At 30.7% G+C, this 20,151-nt stretch carries 19 protein-coding genes; all 19 read right to left on the reverse strand.

The window, feature by feature from the left end:
- Window positions 1-4: 4 nt before the first annotated feature.
- Window positions 5-1,348: an O-antigen ligase family protein gene (locus RMO70_RS09465; protein WP_310556195.1), complete on the reverse strand. Its 1,344-nt coding sequence runs from the start codon at window positions 1,346-1,348 to the stop codon at window positions 5-7.
- Window positions 1,345-2,421, reverse strand: a complete 1,077-nt coding sequence (locus tag RMO70_RS09470; protein WP_310556196.1) for a glycosyltransferase family 4 protein — start codon at window positions 2,419-2,421, stop codon at window positions 1,345-1,347. The genes RMO70_RS09465 and RMO70_RS09470 overlap by 4 nt, the downstream gene beginning before the upstream one ends.
- Window positions 2,418-3,536 carry a glycosyltransferase gene (locus RMO70_RS09475; protein ID WP_310556197.1) on the reverse strand — a complete coding sequence of 373 codons (1,119 nt, stop codon included), beginning with the start codon at window positions 3,534-3,536 and terminating at the stop codon, window positions 2,418-2,420. Before RMO70_RS09475 ends, RMO70_RS09470 begins: the two co-directional genes overlap by 4 nt.
- 1 nt (window position 3,537) lies before the next feature.
- Entirely contained in the window at window positions 3,538-4,092 is a 555-nt protein-coding gene (locus RMO70_RS09480; protein ID WP_310556198.1) for a serine acetyltransferase, read from the reverse strand.
- Window positions 4,093-4,195: 103 nt separating this feature from the next.
- On the reverse strand, window positions 4,196-5,338 hold the full coding sequence (locus RMO70_RS09485; protein WP_310556199.1) for a glycosyltransferase family 4 protein: 1,143 nt from the start codon (window positions 5,336-5,338) through the stop codon (window positions 4,196-4,198).
- Window positions 5,339-5,341: 3 nt separating this feature from the next.
- On the reverse strand, window positions 5,342-6,727 hold the full coding sequence (locus tag RMO70_RS09490) for a CDP-glycerol glycerophosphotransferase family protein (RefSeq protein ID WP_310556200.1): 1,386 nt from the start codon (window positions 6,725-6,727) through the stop codon (window positions 5,342-5,344).
- A 31-nt stretch (window positions 6,728-6,758) separates the two neighbouring features.
- Window positions 6,759-7,874: a dTDP-4-amino-4,6-dideoxygalactose transaminase gene (rffA, locus tag RMO70_RS09495; protein WP_310556201.1), complete on the reverse strand. Its 1,116-nt coding sequence runs from the start codon at window positions 7,872-7,874 to the stop codon at window positions 6,759-6,761.
- A complete protein-coding gene (locus RMO70_RS09500) occupies window positions 7,874-8,671 on the reverse strand; it encodes a hypothetical protein (protein ID WP_310556202.1) in 798 nt (265 codons plus the stop codon). Before RMO70_RS09500 ends, rffA begins: the two co-directional genes overlap by 1 nt.
- Window positions 8,671-9,603: a glycosyltransferase family 2 protein gene (locus RMO70_RS09505; RefSeq protein ID WP_310556203.1), complete on the reverse strand. Its 933-nt coding sequence runs from the start codon at window positions 9,601-9,603 to the stop codon at window positions 8,671-8,673. Before RMO70_RS09505 ends, RMO70_RS09500 begins: the two co-directional genes overlap by 1 nt.
- Window positions 9,604-9,666: 63 nt before the next feature.
- On the reverse strand, window positions 9,667-10,881 hold the full coding sequence (locus RMO70_RS09510; RefSeq protein ID WP_310556204.1) for a hypothetical protein: 1,215 nt from the start codon (window positions 10,879-10,881) through the stop codon (window positions 9,667-9,669).
- Between the two features lie 42 nt (window positions 10,882-10,923).
- A complete protein-coding gene (neuC, locus tag RMO70_RS09515) occupies window positions 10,924-12,045 on the reverse strand; it encodes a UDP-N-acetylglucosamine 2-epimerase (protein WP_310556205.1) in 1,122 nt (373 codons plus the stop codon).
- A gap of 166 nt (window positions 12,046-12,211) precedes the next feature.
- Window positions 12,212-13,252 carry an N-acetylneuraminate synthase family protein gene (locus tag RMO70_RS09520; protein WP_310556206.1) on the reverse strand — a complete coding sequence of 347 codons (1,041 nt, stop codon included), beginning with the start codon at window positions 13,250-13,252 and terminating at the stop codon, window positions 12,212-12,214.
- 5 nt (window positions 13,253-13,257) lie between these two features.
- Window positions 13,258-13,914: an acylneuraminate cytidylyltransferase family protein gene (locus RMO70_RS09525; protein ID WP_310556207.1), complete on the reverse strand. Its 657-nt coding sequence runs from the start codon at window positions 13,912-13,914 to the stop codon at window positions 13,258-13,260.
- A gap of 6 nt (window positions 13,915-13,920) precedes the next feature.
- The gene (locus RMO70_RS09530) at window positions 13,921-15,300 is read right to left on the reverse strand and encodes a hypothetical protein (RefSeq protein ID WP_310556208.1); all 1,380 of its coding nucleotides are present in this window, start codon (window positions 15,298-15,300) and stop codon (window positions 13,921-13,923) included.
- 2 nt (window positions 15,301-15,302) lie between these two features.
- Entirely contained in the window at window positions 15,303-16,301 is a 999-nt protein-coding gene (locus RMO70_RS09535; RefSeq protein ID WP_310556209.1) for a glycosyltransferase family A protein, read from the reverse strand.
- Complete coding sequence (locus RMO70_RS09540; protein WP_310556210.1) at window positions 16,285-17,217, reverse strand: NAD-dependent epimerase/dehydratase family protein; 933 nt, start codon at window positions 17,215-17,217, stop codon at window positions 16,285-16,287. The genes RMO70_RS09535 and RMO70_RS09540 overlap by 17 nt, the downstream gene beginning before the upstream one ends.
- Window positions 17,218-18,126, reverse strand: coding sequence for a glycosyltransferase family A protein (locus tag RMO70_RS09545; RefSeq protein ID WP_310556211.1), 909 nt, complete (start codon window positions 18,124-18,126; stop codon window positions 17,218-17,220). It abuts the gene before it with no gap.
- Window positions 18,117-19,049, reverse strand: a complete 933-nt coding sequence (locus RMO70_RS09550; RefSeq protein WP_310556212.1) for a glycosyltransferase — start codon at window positions 19,047-19,049, stop codon at window positions 18,117-18,119. The genes RMO70_RS09545 and RMO70_RS09550 overlap by 10 nt, the downstream gene beginning before the upstream one ends.
- Window positions 19,050-20,150: a glycosyltransferase gene (locus RMO70_RS09555; RefSeq protein WP_310556213.1), complete on the reverse strand. Its 1,101-nt coding sequence runs from the start codon at window positions 20,148-20,150 to the stop codon at window positions 19,050-19,052.
- Window position 20,151: the final 1 nt, after the last annotated feature.

The following is a 20,151-nucleotide window of genomic DNA, read 5'->3' on the forward strand; positions in this document are numbered from 1 at the left end:
TTTGTTAATCGAAATATTCTTTATGCAAAACCGAAATATACAAACTAGTGATAACACAAAACAAACCCAGTAGACCAAATAAGGCTCTATAAATGTATAATTGTTCTCCAAAAAATGCTGTAACAAGCACCGAAATTATTAATCCTTTTAATCCAATTGAAAATCCTCTACTCACTTTCAAATTAACTAATAAATATTGTAACAACCAACCAAAATAAAGAAAGAAACCTACTAAACCTAGTTCTTTTATAACTTGTAGGTACATATTATGTGCTGTGTCACCTGCAACAACAATTAGCCTGTTATTAAAACCCATGCCAAATGGTAAAACTATAGGGTTTTCGAGCAAAAAATAGGCATTGCGTTTTGATAATGATTTTCTACCAGAACCTAAATCTTCGTATAAATTTCCTACATTGGCATTTTCAAAATCATCTATATTTTTAACTTTTTTAATGACTCGCCCATCAATAACTCTTTCTGCTGTTTCATATAGTTTATCGTTTATAAGTAAAACAACAAAAAACAAAGATGCAAAAACTAAAAGATAAGATAGAAATTTTCCAAAACTATGATATGCAAAAAAACCTATAAATACAAAAAAACCAACATATGATGTTCTAGAACCTGAAATAACTAATGCATAAAAACTCAATAATATAGTAAACGCAGTTAAAAAGAAGTTCACTTTTATTCTTCTTTCCAACACTACAGAAGTAGAAAAAATAAAGATGTATAAAAATGTCATTCCCAAAACAATTTTATTAGGTCCTAAAGTCCCAGATAAAAAACCACTATAACTTTTCTTATAAGAATCACTCCAAAGAAAGGGAATAAGTTCAAAGTTTTGAAAAATCACGACTAAACTTGTTACAATTGACAATTGGAAGAGCCAAGTTATATACTTTTCGCCACGTTTCTTCTTTAAACATAATATGTAAACGAAAACTCCTGAAATAAAGAAAACATACAAATGGAATAAGTACAAAAGTGTTTGTACAAAAAACATAATTTTATCATTATAAATACTTACGAATAATGTAATAATTAAAGTTGTAGAAGCCCATTTAAATAAATTCCAAAACCATCTAAAAATTTGAATTTTAGCCAAAACACCTTTTAAGATTACATTATACTTAAAATGAAACATTAGCAAAAATACTCCCACAATGTCATACAAACGAAACTCATTATCTCCAATTATCGAATACTTAACAATAGGCAAATTATAAAAGTAGGACAAAATAATCGCCAAAGTACTTAAATACAACAATCTATCATTTACTATTTTATAAAATAATAAGTACGCGTTATTTTGTTGATCACCATCCTTTTGTAATTCTATCATTCTGTTTTTATTAACCAATTCATATAACAATCTAATATTGAGTCTTGGGAAAAATTTTGAATAATTGTTGCTTGAAGTGAGGAACTAAACTCCAATCGAATAGATTCGTTTTCTATCAGTTCTACTATTCTTTTGTAAAAAGTATTCTCATCTTTAAAATCTACTACAAACCCATTTTTACAATCATCAATTATATTAGGTATTTCACCCACATTTGTTACAACCACTGGCAATTTATGCAACCCATATTCCAAAAGTGCTAACGGCAATCCTTCAGAATTTGAAGTCAAGACGGCAATAGTTGATTGATCTAATATGTTCTTGACATCTTCTCTTGATCCATAAAAAAAAACATTTTTGGTCAAATTTAGAGATACAATTAAGTCTTTTATTTCATTTGAATAAAGGTCATTAAAATCTTTACCTACAAGATGAAAAGTCCATTCCGAATTATATAATTTAATTTTTTGAGCTACTTGAAGCAATAAATGATGGTTTTTTTGGGCTCTCAAGTTTGCCAAACAAACCACCCGTTTTCCTTGAATACCTTCTAGTAGTGTGAGTTCCGAATTTTCTTTATCCAGTGATGGAAAATTAGGTAAATAAATAACATTCTCGAATTTAAGCTTCTTTTTTGACCAATCTTTTAAGGTATGATTTACCGAAATAATTCCATTAAAAAATGGCATCATTAATTTCAAACTTGAAGTGGGTCTTTTTTCCAAAAATTCACTATCTCCATAGTGATCGTGCCAAATTAATTTTATTGAAGGCAAACTTAATTTGAGTAAAAAAGCTAAAAAAAAGGAAGTACTGTGAGCGTGAATATAATCAATCTTATTTTTTTTGACAAACTTACGTAAAGTTGTTAAGGCTTTTAAATCAAACGTGTTTTTCTTGTTCAGAAACAAATAATCCACTTTATCGTCGATTTGATTTTCAAGAGGTCCTTTAGCTCTGGTAGATACTAATCCTGAAAATTCAATTTTATGAGACAGTGCATTGGCATAATTGACAGCCATACGCTCTGCACCACCTGCACTTAATGAATCTATGATTTGTAAAATCCTCATAATTGCAAAAGTAACTTTATTTCTTGTTCAAAATAATCTAAAGTATATTTTCTAGACCATTTCACTGCATTAACAACCTTTTTTTGATACAATTCTTCATTATTAATTAATTCTTGAATTGTCTTGACGTCTTTTTCTAAATTTATTTGCAATAGCAAACCTCTATTGCCATAATCCAACATATATGGGACACATGATACAGACGTAGCAATAGGTATGCAACCCCAAAACATTCCTTCAGCTATCACTTTAGGCCAACCTTCGCTTTGTGATGGCAGCAGTACAAAATGGCTGTTTTGATAGACTTTTTGAACTACTTCTAAATTTTGATTTCCCTTTAAAATTATATTTTTCTGAAGTTTTTTATCCAAAATATAGTTTTGCAATAGTTCCCTCTGATTGCCTTCGCCAAAAATAGACAACTCAACATTACAATTGTTTTCTAAAAGTTTTTCGACTATTTGAATTGCAAATAAAGGCCGTTTACCTGACGATAAAGTTCCCACAAAAACACATTTTATACCGTTATCAAAATTTCTAGACGAAATTTCCGTTTTGTCTGATTCGTTGTATGTTGCGGTAAAAAATGGTTTTATATTCTTAGTTTGATTTTTCCATTGACCATAAACCAAAACTTGCATTTTTTTTGTTAAGAAAGTGTTGCTTAAAATATATTTCTGCAATCGATAGGTAATAGGTTGCTTCGATTTTGGATCCCAATTTCCAGCATATTTGGCTGTTTTTATTTTGTGGGGGAAGAAAACCTGAACTATACATGCTAACAATCCGACATTTCCTGGGCAACGAAGGTGAATATGATCTGCCCAAAACATTGCTTTTAATATTATTTTAAAATTATAGATTACCTGAAAAAAAGCTTTGAAACCATTAGAAAAAGTTTTTACATTAAAATCGGAAAGTAAAAATATCTTAGAAATTTGAAATGGAATTTTAGAAACCAACAATCCGTTATCTATTTTCCAAGTTGGACAACAAAATGCAACTTGATCGGTATACTTCGCCCAAATCTCCATTTCTTTTATATAAGGACTATAGGCAAACCAATTATTTTCCTTTTGAATTAATGGTGCGTTGGAAACAATTAACATTTTCATTTTATATATATCCTTTAGAACCTTCGTTAGAAATTACTTGTACTGGAACACCCGAAACTACTGCGTTTTCCTCAATAGTTCTGTTTACGAGGGAACAAGCACCTATCAAAACGTTATCTCCAATTGATATTTTTCCTGCAATCACGGAATTAGCACCAATATAAACATTATTACCAATACTAGGAACACCTCTTCTATTGTTTAATCCCGAAATTCCAATTGTAACTCCTTGTGAAACATTACAATTGTTTCCAATAACTGTATTTGCATTGAAAATTATACCCCCGAAATGTCCGATGTAAAAAGAATGCCCAATTTTTGCAGATGCTGGTATGGAAATCCCTGTGATAATTTCAATGTGTTTTTGCCACAAAATGAGAGGAATTTTAACCAAAAAATTAAACGGAAATAAAGTGATTTTGGAATAACAAAAACTTGCTATTCGATATTGAAAAATTGCCCAAAAACCTTGCGTAAAAAAAACTATGGTAAAAAAATTTCCACCATATTTTTTGTATTTCTTAAAATCTGAAACAATAAGGTTTATTGTATTCATTATTTTTTATTAATATTAATTGTTGTGTATACATCTAAACAATGTCTTGTAGGATATCGGATTTTACGAATCCTACTGATGCAATTTGTTTCCTTTTTATTATTTATAAAATGGATTGATAAAATTCGATATTTTTCTGAACAATTTTTTTTAAATCGTACTTTCCCATTACAAATTCTCTTGCCTTTTTTTCTATTTGGGATACTTTTTCTTGGTTCTGAAAGACCCAAATAATTTTTTCGGCAATATCGTTAGAATCTTTCGGATTGCATAATAACCCCGTTTCATAATCAACAATGGTTTCTGGACCCGGTCCCAATTTAGTAAAAATAACCATTTTTTCCATTGCCATAGCTTCTGGCGCAACCAAACCTTGCGTTTCCATATGCGATGGAAACACACAGACTTGAGCTTCGGCATATTTTAACGGAATTTGTTCGTAAGGAATTATTCCTTTAAAACAAATAGATTCAGAAACTTCGTTAATTTTTGTGAGTTCTGTATCTTTTAGCATTTCAATATAAGAACTACCGTCAGGGAAAAACCAATCACGACCATAAATATCTAACGTTGCATTAGGAAATGCTTGAATTACTTTTGGAAATGCTTGTATTAATTGACGTACTCCTTTTTTCTCGCAAACTGTTCCTGCAAAGACTATTTTATTTGGAATAACTTTGGCATTTAATGATTTGAATAAATTTGTGTTTATGGGATAATTAATTCTTTCAACCCTTTTATTATGATAACTTAAATATTTTTCGGTGTGAGATTTTACATAATGGGATACTGCGACGAAGGCATCTGCTTTTATGAAAGAGCGTTTTTCTTGAAATCCTTTCCATTTATTGATGCTTCTATTTTCAGATTCTGCAAAAAAATGATGTCCACCGTGCAATCGAATTAGGTATTTGATTGCTTTATTTTTTTTGATAAATGCCAATCCTAATTCTGATGTCTCCACAATATCGATAGCGTTTTTATTGTGAATTTCTTTGATTTTTTTTTGAATTTCTTTGGAGTTAAAATACCAAGCTAGTCCTTTTACATTACTTTTCTTTAGTCGGTATATGTCAATTCCATCTTCCGAATATTCTTCATAATTGTTTGCATAATTAATGCCTACTACACTCACTTTGACTCCGTTTTCCACCAACTCTTGCGAAATTGTTTTCACAAAACTTCCTATTCCACCGTGTGGAAATCCAGTTTTAGGATACTCGTTAGTTATAAAACAGATGTGCATTTTTTAGCTTATTTGAAGATTTTCTTTAATTTTTTTGGAAGCATTTTTATAATCTCCTAGTACAATTTGCTTCCAATTGTCCATATAGACCGTGTTGTTTTCTGTTAATGCTTGTTGCACAACATTCATTATTTCTTTATTATTTTTCAGCCAATAAACCGCATTGGAATCTGACATACTTCTAAAATGCTGAAAATTATATATGGTTTTTGTTGACCATTTTTGTTCTTGTTTATCTTCCTGATCGTAATTAATAAAAATACAAGGTTTGTTATACATTGCAAAATCGAAAGCCATTGTAGAACCAACATTGATCACCACATCAGAATAATAGGCTGTACTTGCCAACAATTTTATATCTTCAAAATCTGGGTAAATAGTAGTCCACTTTTTAGTATCATTAAAATGCCAAATAGGTGGCGCTTCCTTAATTAAACTTTGGTGTTTTTTTACAATTTGATCAAATCGCCCTGACAAATCGACTGGGCAACGTCGAAACAAAATCTGATATTTCTCTTGCAAATTATCCTTGAAAATTGTTTGAACAATGTCTTCTAAATATTTAGGATCATCAGGAGATGTTTTTTCATCATCACCTGAGAAACAGATAATTTTTTTGTTTAAATCTAAATTGTATTTTTTGTAAAAAACTTCTTTATCAATTACATTATTTGAATTGGAGTAAAACTCAAATTGTGGTGTTCCAGTAATTATTATATTGTCTTGACTAATTTCAGGATAATACAATTTCATTTCATTTTTCATATATTCTGACCAAACCAAATAGGTATCGGCTCGAAGCGCCAATCTAGCTTTGGGCAGATTATCCCAAGAATAAATCACCGTAGTTGTCGAAATGCCTAAATCGGTGGCAGCAGCAAAAATAGTTGCCATTTTCAAACCTCGCTGGTGCGAACAAAAAACACTTTGGGGCTTTACTTCTTGCAAAATATTTTTTACTTGTGTGTAAAATACGTTTTTACGAATTGCTTTTTGATACTTAACCTCTAAAGTTAAAATTGTTGGATATTTTTTATAAAAAAAAGCAGTAGTTTGAATTGTTTTGTAAAATATTTTTTTAAAAATGCCTTTTTGATTCCAATTCCAGTTGGTTAGCAAACTCAAATTATCGACTTTCTTTGCATTGAAATATAACCTAGACAGACAAATTAATTCCCGCAAAAATTTTTCTTTCAAACCTTCTTTATAATCAGGAATGGTTATAAAATCATTAATTTTTACTGTCTTTATTATGCAATCGATGGTTTGATGGTCAAAATTGCTCATCAATACTAAATCATCACTTATTCCTTTAAAAATATCAGAATACAGATAATTTTTAATGCCAACTCCATCAGGGAATAGTAGTAAAATTTTATTTTTTTTCATTGCGCTTTAAAAATCCCAACCTATTTTGGGTTTAATTCCCAAATGTAATTATTTTATTTACAATGAATTCCACGTCAAGCTCATAATACATAGGTAATCGGAGCAATTTATTGGTAAAACTATCACTATTTAATAAGTCACGTCCATCGTGTTTGCTCTCGTAATAAGGACTGGAATGCAAACTGATATAATGAAAAACAGCTAGAATATTATTCTCCTTGAGGTCATTTATCAATGCTGTTCTTTGAATTAGAGAATCACAAACTAGGTAAAACATATGCCCATTATTAGTGGCGTAGTCTGGAATTTTCATTATTTGAATCCCGTTTTTAGTTGCCCAATGATTCAAATTGTTATAATAATAATCCCAATGTTGCAGTCTCTTTTCTTGTATTTTGTCTAAATTTTCAATTTGTGCCCACAAAAATGCGGCAATTACTTCTGATGGCAAAAACGACGAACCAATGTCTACCCAACCGTATTTATTGACTTCGCCTCTAAAAAATTCGGCTCTGTTGGTTCCTTTTTCCCAAATAATTTCTGCTCGAGGAATAAATTTATCGTCATTTATGGATATCATTCCTCCTTCGCCAGCAATAATATTTTTGGTTTCGTGAAATGAAAAAGCTGCCATATGACCAATAGATCCTAATGGTTTTCCTTTATAAAAGGAATCAATGGCTTGTGCGGCATCTTCAATAACTATCAAATTGTATTTTTCGGCGAGTTGCATTATTTTGTCCATATCGCAAGCTACACCTGCATAATGTACTGGCACAATTGCTCTAGTTTTAGGTGTTATAAGTGCTTCTATTTTTTCGACGTCAATATTTGGATTATTGGAATAGGAATCGGCAAAAACGATTTTGGCACCTTGACGCACAAAGGCAATTGCAGTTGATACAAAAGTAAAACTTGGCACAATTACCTCATCGCCTTCTTTAATATTGGCTAAAATAGCCGCCATTTCTAATGCATCGGTGCAAGATGTAGTGAGCAAACATTTTTTGAAACTATACTTTTGTTCAAAAAAATGCTGGCATTTCTGGGTAAACATTCCGTTGCCTGAAATCTTACCAGAGTTTACAGCTTGCTCAATGTATTTGGTTTCGTTTCCTGATAGGTATGGTTTGTTGAAAGGAATCATTAGATTGAAATTGGTGTGAATTTAGCTTTGGCAGGTAATAAGAATTTCATAAAATTTTGTTCGTCTTCATTTCCACGCTTTGTATAGGTCCTGTTGCTAATGTTAAAAAATGAAATTGCATTGTTTTCAAAATCAATTTCTGAAACATCAGCCACTATTTTTATATGATTTTGATTCAAATTTGATTCAATCAAATATTGCTTCATTTTATCAATTTTTTCATCCAAATTTACTTCATTAAACTGGAATCCTATTTTATCGGATATGGATTTTGCTGGAGAACCAGCATATATTTCGTTATAATTCATGTCTTTTGTGATTACAGAACCTACCATTGCCATCGATTTGTCTTGTGCTGTAATTGGAGAAACGATACAATGTCCTACAAACCAAACATCATTGCCAATAACCATTGGTTTTTCAGATAAGAATCTACATCCTTCTAAAGTGTCACCAAATTTGATATGGCTCCAAATTTGCGAATGCGCACCAATTCCGCAATTGTTTCCAATACTAGTTCCACCTATGGAATCGATTATTGTGTATTGCCCTATCCAAGCATTATGTCCAATATGACAAGGTAAATATCCGTGAACATTGGTATTATGTTGTATTTTGGAATAATCGCCAATCGAAAAATCGTCGCAAATAATCTGGACATTCTGTCCAATATAGCAGTTGTCTCCTATCTGAATTTTTTTTGCATTACCATTGACACCTCTTATAATTGCCGATGGATGAATTATGGTGTTTGTACCCAGTATTAACTCGTCTGTTTGAATATTGCTCTGTGTCATTAATTCAAAATTTTATCAATAATGAAAGGTTTTCTGTTTTTGGTCTGATCAAAGATTTTACCAATGTAAACTCCTAATAATCCTATAGTTGTAATTATCGTTCCTGACAAAAACCAAATGGATAATATTAACGAGCTATATCCTAATACTTCTATTTCTCCTCTGAAATATTGCACAATGGTAACTAATCCTATTATTACAGTTGCAATGGATATTATCAGTCCAAATTTAATGCAAAGTTTGAGTGGTTTGTTGGAAAAAGAAATAATAGTATTGAAAGCCAAACTTACCAATTTTGAAATAGTATAGGATGATTTTCCAGATTCCCGTTCAGCGTGTTCCACGTTTACTGAAGTATTTTTAAACCCTACCCAATTTACAAAAAGTGGAAATGATTTTATATAATCGTTCATTTCTAAAACCTCTGAAACTACTTTTCGATTGTAAATTCCAAAATTTGCAATTGAGTTATCAAACTTTGTTTCGGTTAAAAAACGATATAGTATTCCAAATAATTTTGATGATAAACGCTTTAAAAATCGATCTTTTCTGTCCACTCTGTTCGCAAAAACAACATCGTAACCTTCTAAAGCTTTATTATATAATTTTAAAACTTCTTTGGGTTGATCTTGCAAATCACAATCCATAACAACAACCCATTCGCCTTTTGCTTGAGACAATCCCGCCATTATTGCTGGATGTTGACCAAAATTTCTACTGAGTCGGATGCTTTTTACTTCAGGAAATTGTTGTGAAATATTTTGCATAATTTCCCAACTATTATCTGGACTACGATCGTCAACAAGGATAATTTCATAAGTAGCATTAATCCCTACCATTACAGTTTGAATTTCGGCAACCAATTTATGCAGCATTTTTTCTGCTTTATAAACTGGACTTACAAATGAAATTGTTGGTTTCGTTTTTTGCATATACAACTATTGTAGCTTTAATTTGTTTCTGATCATAGCGTTTATAAAATATTTTTCCGAATTTTATAATTTATGCATTACCCTGTATAATCCATAAAATAGGACTAATATAGTCATTAAATTGTTTAGCAAAAAAATGTTTTTATTAATTTTTTTATTCGACTCTAAATCACTGTAATATACTAATGCAATTATAAACAAAGGGGTTAACCATCTTATTTCTACAAATGATATTATGATGAAAGAAAAAATGGCTATCATCAAAAAAAGAATAAATGGGATGTATAAATTTGTTTCTATTTTGTTTTTGAGAACATTGTACATTAAAAACATTATTAATATAATAACTATTAATCCTGTTTGTCTTATAGATTGCAAAATAACTTTTGAGAAATCTTTAAAAAACTCTTTGACTGTTAGTTTAAAATCAAATAAAACTCCTTCAGAAATGGTACTTGGCAATGAGTTTTTGCCATTTTTTAATAAATAATCATCTGTTTCTTGCCAACTAGGATGTTGCTCGTCATTCAGTTTACCATCATTAACCATTAACTGGGCTAAGTATTGTCTTTGTGCCCAATTTGATTTTACACCAACAGGTGGCTTTTTATTATCATAAGAAAAAGAGTGGTTGGTTATAATTGAGGGACTATTTATTAAAAAAAACAACCCTAACAATCCTATTGGGATTGCGATTTTATTAAGCAAATTCACTTTAGCATTAATTAATAATACAAATGATATTATAATAACTGGTATATAAACATATACTAGTTCTCTAGTAAAAAAAGCTACTATTAATGAGCACCATAATAATGGGATACTAGTATTCTTTTTGTTTTCTAAAAACTTATATACTTCATTAAAAAATATAAATAATGACACTATAAAAAGGGTATCATTAGTTCCTAGTAAAAACCAACCATTTGAACTGTAAAATAAAAAATAAAAATAAAACATTTTATTTTTTATTTCTCCAATTTTCCTACAATACAATAAAAGTAAAAGAAATAATAAAACATTAACCAGTCGCAAAGCCAGATAGTCCTTGATTATAAAAGATATTGGATAAGCTAAAATTAAATAAGCGATAGCCATTTTTTTAGAAATAGCTTCAAACCAATTATTTAGTTTTAAAAATTTTAAATCATTTAGAAATAAATGTTCATCCCCAGTACCTTCTACCTTTAAAGAGAAATAATAACAAAAAATTAAAAAAGAAATAATGATTAAAATTTTTAAAAGTGGACTTATGAGATTGTTGAATTTAAATTTCATTATGTATGTTATGTAAAGTAAAAAAAGTAATTACTACCTTTTTTAAATATCTCTAAATTGTTTTTGATGATTGAGTTCCCAAATATCGTTTTTTTCTAAAGATTCAAGAAACAATTCGGCAGAATTTCCTTGTCCAAAATCGTTTTCAGAAACGATAATTTTATGATTGTCAATACTTTTTAATGCTCTTGAAATATTATTTTCAAGATAATCAACATTAATTATATCCGTATGAACAGCACGATTTTGTTGACGTGTTCCTATGTTTATTATTGGAATTCCATAATATGGTGCTTCGCGAATGCCTGCGCTGCTATTGCCAATAATGAATTGGGCGTTTTTCAGTAATGTCAAAAAATATTCGAATCGCAAGGATGGAAAAACTCTAAATCTTGGATTTTCTTTCAATTTTTGATATGCATCGATAATGAATTGGCTTCCTAAATCGTTGTTTGGATAAATAACTACGTAATTGTGATTGTCGTTTTCTAGACTTTTCACAAAATCTTTTGTATAGGTTTGCATTTCTGCAACTTCGGTAGTTACTGGGTGAAACATTACGATTGCAAACTGATCAAAATCAATGTTATAATACTGTTTTACAGTTCCTAAATTAGGTAAATTATCCGAGAACATTATATCTAAATCGGGGGAACCAATGGTAAAAATCGATTCCGATATTTCGCCCATTTGTATTAAACGGTTTTTTGCCAACTCGTTAGAAACAAAATGAATGTGACTCATTTTACTGGTTGAATGTCTGATTAATTCGTCGATTGTGCCTGAAACTTCGCCTCCTTCGATGTGTGCAACCAAAATATTGTTGAGTGAACCTACAATTGCTCCTGCCAATGCTTCGACTCGATCGCCGTGAATAACTATCATATCTGGATTGCAATTTTTGACATATTCAGACAAGCCTTGAATGGTTTTTGCCAATGTCAAATCCATAGTGGTTTCGTGCGTGTGATTTTCGAATGTATGAATGTTTTTGAAATTGCAACGTTCAATTTCTAGCAAAGTATATCCGTATTCGTGTTGCAGGTGCATTCCGGTTACAAACACAAAAACTTCAAATTTAGATTTATCATCTAAAATTGAAATTAGCGATTTTATTTTGCCAAAATCGGCTCTTGTGCCTGTTAGAAATAGGATTTTTTTCATTATATGGGTTTTTGCCCCAGATGGAAATGGAAAGCCTTTTGAAATGGAAAACTAATTTTTGTTTTTTCAAAAAAGCGACCAAAGGAAGCTCTTTTTGGAAATTACAAAAATAGTTTGCGATGAAAAAGCTTGTAATGTACAGCTGGAATTGGCTCAAATAAATATTTTAAATTATATCTTCTAATGTTAATTGTTCGTCATTTTCGATATCTCGAGTTGCTTTTTTTCCTAAAATATCATTGAATTTTTCGGCTAGAATTTTTCCTGTTCCTGGTCGTTTTACCCAAATGTTTTCTCTGGTAAATTTATCGCCTTTTTTAATATTGGCAATGCTGCAAACGGTTGCAAATGCAAAATCGATGGTTACTTGTTCTTCAATGGCTGGTTTTTTGGTGCCACCACGCATTTGCCAGATTTCGTTGCTTGAAATAATGAGTTCTTTGGTTGCGTTTTCGTCCATACTGCACACAATATCTGGTCCTTGACGTTGCATTGTGTCGGTAAAATGTCGCTCGAGAATACTTGCTCCCAAAGCTACTGCTCCTAGACAAGCATTGTTGTTTAATGTATGATCTGACAGCCCAAAAACCTTGTCTGGAAAGGCATTTTGCAATTCGATCATCGCTCCGAATCGCACCAAGTGTATGGGAGTTGGATACAAATTTGTGGTGTGCAAAATCGCTACTGGTATGTTGTGTTTGTCGAAAATGGCAACGGCTTTTTGCACCGATTCGATGGTGTTCATTCCGGTGCTCAAAATTACTGGTTTTCCGAAACTGGCAATGTGTTCCAATAATGGATAATTGTTGCATTCGCCTGAACCAATTTTGTAGGCTGGAATGTCGAATTTTTTTAATCGTTCGGCTGCTGCTCTCGAAAACGGTGTGGATATGAAAATCATACCGAGACTTTCGACGTAGTTTTTTAGTTCGAGTTCATCGGCTTCGTTGAGCGAACAGCGTTCCATAATTTCATAAATCGAAACGGTGGCGTTGCCTGGAATTACTTTTTTGGCTTCTTTGTTCATTTCATCGGCAACGATGTGGGTTTGGTGTTTCACGACTTCAACTCCTGCCCGTTTGGCTGCATCAACCATTTGTTTGGCGACTTCTAGCGAACCTTCGTGGTTGATTCCGATTTCTGCAATGACAAGTGGCGGATAATCTGGTCCGATTTTTCTGCCTGATATTGTTATGTATGGATTCATTTTAATTAGAATTTATGTAGTAAATATTCGGCATAATCAAAATCTTCTTGCGTGTCTATATCGACATTGGCAAAAATATGATTTACTTGCAATGGAAAGGCGTTTTCGGAAATAATTGTATCTTCTAGAATTAATTTTGCTTTTGTAATGTACAACAACCCATTTTCAAAATAAAGTGGTTCTAAATCTTGGCTTCGTTGACCGATTTTATAATTAAAAGGAATGAATATATTGTCAATGATTTTTCCAAATTTTTGATGATTCCTGGAAACAGTAAATAAACTATTGAGATTTTGATTTTGAAATATTTCGAAAGCTTCGTTTAATAGATTTTCTGGGCGTAACGGACTAGTAGGTTGCAATAAAATTACGTTTTCAACTTCTTCTATATTTTGCAAAACGTGCTTGAGTGCTGAAACTGTTGGTTCGAAATCGCCAGAAATATTTTCAGGACGATTGATGACTTTGGCTCCGAATTGTAAGGCTATTTCTTTGATTTTTGGATCATCGGTAGAAACATAAATATCGTTTATACAATCTGAATTGGCTTTCGCAAATAAAATACTATGTGCAATAAGTGGCAATCCGTCTAATAATTTGATGTTTTTTTCTGGGAGTCTTTTAGAACCGCCACGAGCTGGTATTATGGCAATGGTTTTCATAATTATTTAGTTAACGCTAATTTCCCAAAGTCCTATTCCATCGCTTCGTCCTTTGAAAGCTAAAATTCCTTTGACGGGTTTGTGAATTTGACGAATTATTACTTTTTTTTGATAGATGACGGAAGCCATTTTTTCCTTAAAACTTTCCAATTGTTTTTGTCTAAAAAAATAGATTTTATCCTTTTGGTTTAAATTTATTTTAGGCGATCCGTTGTAATAATCACTGTATTCGTTCAAATACAATCTAGCATTTTTGTTATTGGAAATACCCATTATCAGTTCTTTTTCAACATAAATCCTTTGATTTGGAAACATTTTTTGTGATATTTTTGTCAAATACTCCACATTATTACGCATTGTTTTGCCATATTCAGGATTCTCATAGGATTTATAAACTGGAAAAATAAAAAACAATACTCCAAAAACTAGTAAATGAATGTAAAATCCTATTTTGAATATAGGATGTATTGTAATTTCATTTCTTTTGTAATACAACAAAAGTATGATATGTAAAAGCAGGTAAGGATAATAATAACTTTTTTTGAAAATCAAATATACCATAATATTCAATCCCACAAATACTACTGAGACTATTGAAGTTTTTCTGATTAAGACAATAATTCCCCAGACAAAAACTCCAGACAGTGTTAACCATTTGATAATGTTTTCTGGGCGTATTACTAGAAATCGTTGTTTTAATTCTGGTCTTACAAAAATGGGATCTAATAAATTATTAATGTCAAATCCTAAGAGAAGAAATACAAAAAAAACAAAAACCATCAGATACAAACCAATGGTTTTATAATCTAAGAGTTTTTTTTCAAGATACAAATAATGACCTATTACAAAAAATAAGGCCACAAATGTTGCTGGATGTATTAATGCCGCCCAAGAAAATAAGAAGAAAGCAAGGTAAATCCACTTGCCTTTTTTGAAAATAAAATACAATCCCCAAACCATAAATACAATAGCCAAAGCCTCAAATCTAAAATTATAGGTATAGACACTAGATACAAAAAACATACTTACAAAAAATTGCAGAAATGAATTTCCTTTAAAAATTTTATAAATGCCTATAAGCGTTAGGATTAAATAAAAAAAATAGGCAGATAAATAACTGTAATGCGATACTCCAAAAAGTTTAAATGGAATATAAAATAGTATAGCATAGGAATAATTCTGATATATTTGTCCGTCAGGTTCGTGAGCAAATCGACTCCAGCCCCATTCATTATTCAACATAGATAGTGTTTGACTCAAACTCCAAGGTCCATCACCATTAAAAATATATAAATTACCAATTTCAATATACTTGAAAAATAAAAACAAGAAAACAATGCCTAGAAATAGGTATTTGACCTGTTGATTATTTGAATTTATTACCATAGTTATTTTATAGCTTTAATTTTTTTGATAATACCAACTACTTTTGATTTAAGTGGATTAGGAATCCAATTTGACACTAAAAATTTTGAGTATGACATACAGGAATGGAAGCTGAAATTTTCTTCCTTGAAGCTTGAAATACTTTCTAATTTTTTAGTTGACCATTCTTTTTCTAAAACATTACCCATATGCCAAACGTATGATTTTGTTGACGAAAGCTTCCACAAGCCTGTTTTTTCAAAAGGCAAATCTAAATATATGGTTTCAGAACCTCCAGATACTGCAATGTTTGATTTTTTAATAGGGACATATTTAAGTGTTGGTGTTTTTCTAATCGTGCAACAAAAATGTCCAGCTCCTACTAAAGTGCTTACATCATTTTTAGTAAAATAAATAATTTGTTTATCGTATAGTTCCTCTGTTGCTTGATGGTCTCTACCAATACTTTTGTGAAAATGCTCTAAATCTTGAAAGTCACAAACTGTGCTTGACTGAGAGATTTTTATATTGCCCGAAAAAAAAGCATCTATTATTGCCGAAGAAGCATACCCATAGCTTCCTGGCATTGGATTCATAGAAACAAAACCCGCTTTTGAGAAATTTTTAAAAATAGAAAACGTTTCTTTTAGCCATCCTTTATCAAAAAAAACATCCGCATCGGAATAGGTTATGAATTCTTCGAAACTGGCACGAGTTTCGGCAATAATGGCATTCATTTTCCCTACATTTTCTTTATTGAATACTGCTTTATCAATTTTTTTATCTTTCCAAAGTTGATAAATGTATTGGTTCACTTCATCAGATGATGCATTAGATATTAATGTGATAACTGTATCTTCATTTATTGTTTTTAGCAAAGAGGCAATACAAACTTTAAAAACAGCAAAAGCATCAGTAAAATATCCTTCCGCATTTGGTATGTATACAGGAATAATAACTCTATGTGATTTACTTGATAAATCAATAGTTTTATGAATATTTGGATTACTTCCTATTCTCATAATGGTTTATAAGTTTTGTAATTCCATCTTCTAATGAAATTAATTCTCGCCCAAGTATTGCTTTCATTTTGTTTGTATCAGGACACCTTCTGGTCATATCGCCTTCTTCTAATGGTGGCAAATGAATTAGTTTCGATTTGGATTTGGAAATAGCGATTATCCTTTGCGCTAAATCTAGAATCGTCATTTCGATGTCACTTCCTACATTTAACACTTCATTTTTGCAATTTTCATCGTTCATTGCTTTGATACACGTATCAATATTATCGTCTACATAACAAAAAGAACGGGTTTGCAAACCGTCTCCGTACAAGTATATTGGCTCGTTTTTGAGTGCTGCTTTAATAAATCGTGGCACCACAAAATCTTCACTTTGATTAGGCCCATAGGTGTTGAAAAATCTAAAAATAGTATATTCTAAACCGTACTCTTGATAATAGGATTTAAAGAATGCTTCTCCAACATTTTTAACTATGGCATAGGGCAATCTTGAATTTAGCGGTGTTGTTTTTTCGTTTTGAGGAATCTCGAATGGTTCACCATATACTTCTGAGGAACTGGAATAAAAAACCCGTTTAACTCCTGAATTTTTTGATAAGGATAGGACATTTTTAATCCCTTCAATATCTTCTAGAACCATCATTGGATTTTCAAGCGTCCTTTTTACTCCAACTGTTGCTGCATAATGAAATACATAGTCAAAATTGTATCGTCCAAAAATAGGAACTATATCATTATAGTTATTAGCATTGGCTTTAATAAATTTTACGTTCGGCTTTTGAGGGATTTTTGATGCGCTTCCTGTGGAGAGATTGTCCACAATAACAATAAAATTGTTTGGATTTTCTGATAGTTTATTTGCAATGGCACTTCCTACATTGCCTGCTCCGCCTGTTATGAGTATTGTTGAGTTCATTTAATGTGTGTTTTTTATAAAAAGAATATATATCATCATTTTAATATTATTGAATTTGAAAATCCAAAAAAAGTCTAATATAAATAAATATTTAATTGTTTTAAAAAAACTAGTTTTTATTGTTCTAATTTGCATTTTACACAAATTATTAAAAAGTAACTGAAATTGTTTTTTATCAATTCTTTTTAACTCCAATTGTTGTTTTAAAACAAATTTCAAATATAATGGTAATTGCAAGTATTTTGCCTTTTCGTTTGAAATATTATTACTATGTACCCGATATTGAACTAATGGTTCAACAAGATAATAAAATTTAGTATAAAACGAAGTTCTTGTCCAATATTCTACATCCTCTCCTGCTGGCGGCATTTCTTCGTTAAAAAAACCTACTTTATCTAGTACTTCTTTCCTTACTAATGGTGTTGGCATCATAACCGTCCAATTTCCCATCATTCTCATCGAAACATCGCCGTGTTTGACATCTGGCGTTCCAGGTCTTCCTATTATTTCATTTTTTGTAATACCCTTTTCATCAATAAGTTCGCAACAGGAATGCACTAATCCAAAGTCAGGATTTTGTTCCAAAATGGCGACTTGTTTTTCTAGCTTTGTGGGCAACCATATATCATCATCGTCAACAAAAGCAATGTATTTGCCTTTAGCGGCTTTGATTCCAATATTTCTTGGTTTTGCTGGACCACCGCTGTTTTTGATTTTTATGTATTTAATTTTAGCATATTGCGAACAAATCTTTTCGTTCTCATCAGTTGGTGAGCCATCATCTACCACTATAATTTCAAAACTCTGAAAAGTTTGATTTAAAACACTTTGAAGCGTTAGTTTCAAATAATCTGTTCTTTTATAGGTTGGGATTATTATAGATATTACAATTTTTTCAATTATATCCATACTCTTTTCATCATTTTATGAATAAAAAACTTGACTAAATAAAAGTAATATTTTGTTTTTATTTGAGGAACATTCTCTAGGTTATTTAAAAATTTTGTATCGGAAACTTTACGCTTATTCTGCCATACATAATTCTCAAAATAGTGTTTCAAAAAAAGAGGGAATTTATGAGTTTGATTGAAAAAATTGAGATACTTAATTTTTTCAATGTAAATGTTTTTTTGTTCTACCAAATTCATCTTGGTTGTTGTTGAATCTGAATGTCTTCTGAAATAATTTAACGCTTTATTTAAAAAAATAAAATCAGCATTTTGAAGTAAAAAAGTCCAAAAAAATAAATCTGACGTTTGTCTATTATTAAAAATAGCTTTAGGAATTGGGTTTAAAGGTTTTCTAAAAACTACAGCGCTTCCATTGGTAATGTAGGTATTGAAAGGCATTCTGTCGATGAACACCTTTCCATTAAAAACTTTATTTTCTCCATCTATTACATTCAAATCTTTGGTGCGTTTTGTTGAATCGTACCTGATTTTTCCATCTTCAACATAATTACTGACACAAAAACTCAAGGCAGCATTTTTATTTTGTTCTAAAACTGAAATTTGTTCTTCTAAAAACGTTGGTTCAGAATAATCATCGGTTTCTGCAATCCAGATATAATCAGTCTCAGCTAGTTCTATTCCTTTTTCCCAAGAAGTATAACCACTTCCAGAATTTTGGGTATTTATAATAAAATGTTTTACTTTAAAACTTGGATTTTTTTCTATAAATTTTTCAATAATCGCTACACTGTTGTCCGTAGATTTATCGTCAATAACAATAGCTTCCCAGTCTTTATAAGTCTGACTAACAATTGTTTCTAATCGATCAATTAAAAACGCATTGTGGTTATAACTAGGAATAATTATTGTGACTTTTGGCATTTAATTTAGTATTTCTCTCCAACTATCTACAATCGTTTTCTGTTCCATTTCCATACTGTATTCTGAAAGAATAAATTCTGACGCTTTTTTTCCTTTTTCTAAAAATGGTTTATCATCAAATTCATATTCTTTAATAACTTTTTCAAGTGTTTTCGCAAAAGCAATTACATCACGATCTTCTATTGGATAACAAAAATCTTCTTTAAAAAACTCTTTTCCTCCTTTTCCGGCGTAACCAACCACAACACAACCGCACGCCATAGCTTCTGCTGGTGGCATTCCAAATCCTTCATTTATGCTAAAACTCAAGAAAAACGCACAGTTTTTTAAATTGTTTGCTACTTCGATTTCATTCATATTATGAATTTCAATAAGCTCCCAATTTTCCAAAACTCCTCTAAATTTTAGAATATTAATCACTTGAAGCAAATCTGGACGCAGACGTCTTGGCATAAAAGCAATTTTTCTTTTTTTGTTTTCGTTAAAACAAAAGTTTTTAGCATCTATACCATAACGCACTCTATTCACTTTCATTTTTGGAAAAGCATAGTTCATATATTCTTTTGCATTTTCAGAATTGACTATAGTTGCTATTAATTTTTCATTTAAATAGGGTGATTTTTTATTTTTTAAATCTAATCCGTAGTGAAAAAAGGTTTGATATGCACCTTGATTATAAATTATTTTAGAGTTATTTAATATTAAATCAGCAACGTTTGGTCCGAATACTTCAGGAAAAACAAAAATATCATCCTGTTTTATTGAAATGTTTTTTGATTTATTTTTTATTTTTAAAACATTCTCTTTAATACCTTTTGTGTAGATTTTTTTAATTTTTAACAGTAAATTTAAAAATCCTTTTTGATTGGATTTGATTCCAAGTAGTCTATCTATACTTTCAAACAATGGAAAATAGTAGGCAATTTTAGTTTCGTTTTTAAACCAAGTACATCTAAACCCAAACCATCTGTGTAGTACAAACGCATTGAAACCATTATTATTTAATACATCCACTTGCCTGTATATTTGCTTTATACCACCAGTAGGAGTATTCAAATCACCACATACAAAAAAAATTCTTGATTCTTGATTGTGCTTCATC

It is taken from the genome of Flavobacterium sp., assembly GCF_031422135.1.
GTDB lineage: Bacteria > Bacteroidota > Bacteroidia > Flavobacteriales > Flavobacteriaceae > Flavobacterium.

What these genes read in the sequence shown, in the direction of transcription:
- RMO70_RS09465 (WP_310556195.1), bottom strand. Translation starts at nt 1,348, where the DNA reads ATGATAGAATTACAAAAGGATGGTGATCAACAAAATAACGCGTACTTA.
- RMO70_RS09480 (WP_310556198.1), bottom strand. Translation starts at nt 4,092, where the DNA reads ATGAATACAATAAACCTTATTGTTTCAGATTTTAAGAAATACAAAAAA.
- RMO70_RS09525 (WP_310556207.1), bottom strand. Translation starts at nt 13,914, where the DNA reads ATGAAAACCATTGCCATAATACCAGCTCGTGGCGGTTCTAAAAGACTC.
- RMO70_RS09520 (WP_310556206.1), bottom strand. Translation starts at nt 13,252, where the DNA reads ATGAATCCATACATAACAATATCAGGCAGAAAAATCGGACCAGATTAT.
- RMO70_RS09540 (WP_310556210.1), bottom strand. Translation starts at nt 17,217, where the DNA reads ATGAACTCAACAATACTCATAACAGGCGGAGCAGGCAATGTAGGAAGT.
- RMO70_RS09550 (WP_310556212.1), bottom strand. Translation starts at nt 19,049, where the DNA reads ATGCCAAAAGTCACAATAATTATTCCTAGTTATAACCACAATGCGTTT.
- RMO70_RS09505 (WP_310556203.1), bottom strand. Translation starts at nt 9,603, where the DNA reads ATGCAAAAAACGAAACCAACAATTTCATTTGTAAGTCCAGTTTATAAA.
- RMO70_RS09470 (WP_310556196.1), bottom strand. Translation starts at nt 2,421, where the DNA reads ATGAGGATTTTACAAATCATAGATTCATTAAGTGCAGGTGGTGCAGAG.
- RMO70_RS09545 (WP_310556211.1), bottom strand. Translation starts at nt 18,126, where the DNA reads ATGGATATAATTGAAAAAATTGTAATATCTATAATAATCCCAACCTAT.
- RMO70_RS09490 (WP_310556200.1), bottom strand. Translation starts at nt 6,727, where the DNA reads ATGAAAAAAAATAAAATTTTACTACTATTCCCTGATGGAGTTGGCATT.
- RMO70_RS09555 (WP_310556213.1), bottom strand. Translation starts at nt 20,150, where the DNA reads ATGAAGCACAATCAAGAATCAAGAATTTTTTTTGTATGTGGTGATTTG.
- RMO70_RS09530 (WP_310556208.1), bottom strand. Translation starts at nt 15,300, where the DNA reads ATGGTAATAAATTCAAATAATCAACAGGTCAAATACCTATTTCTAGGC.
- rffA (WP_310556201.1), bottom strand. Translation starts at nt 7,874, where the DNA reads ATGATTCCTTTCAACAAACCATACCTATCAGGAAACGAAACCAAATAC.
- neuC (WP_310556205.1), bottom strand. Translation starts at nt 12,045, where the DNA reads ATGAAAAAAATCCTATTTCTAACAGGCACAAGAGCCGATTTTGGCAAA.
- RMO70_RS09500 (WP_310556202.1), bottom strand. Translation starts at nt 8,671, where the DNA reads ATGACACAGAGCAATATTCAAACAGACGAGTTAATACTGGGTACAAAC.
- RMO70_RS09535 (WP_310556209.1), bottom strand. Translation starts at nt 16,301, where the DNA reads ATGAGAATAGGAAGTAATCCAAATATTCATAAAACTATTGATTTATCA.
- RMO70_RS09485 (WP_310556199.1), bottom strand. Translation starts at nt 5,338, where the DNA reads ATGCACATCTGTTTTATAACTAACGAGTATCCTAAAACTGGATTTCCA.
- RMO70_RS09475 (WP_310556197.1), bottom strand. Translation starts at nt 3,536, where the DNA reads ATGAAAATGTTAATTGTTTCCAACGCACCATTAATTCAAAAGGAAAAT.
- RMO70_RS09510 (WP_310556204.1), bottom strand. Translation starts at nt 10,881, where the DNA reads ATGAAATTTAAATTCAACAATCTCATAAGTCCACTTTTAAAAATTTTA.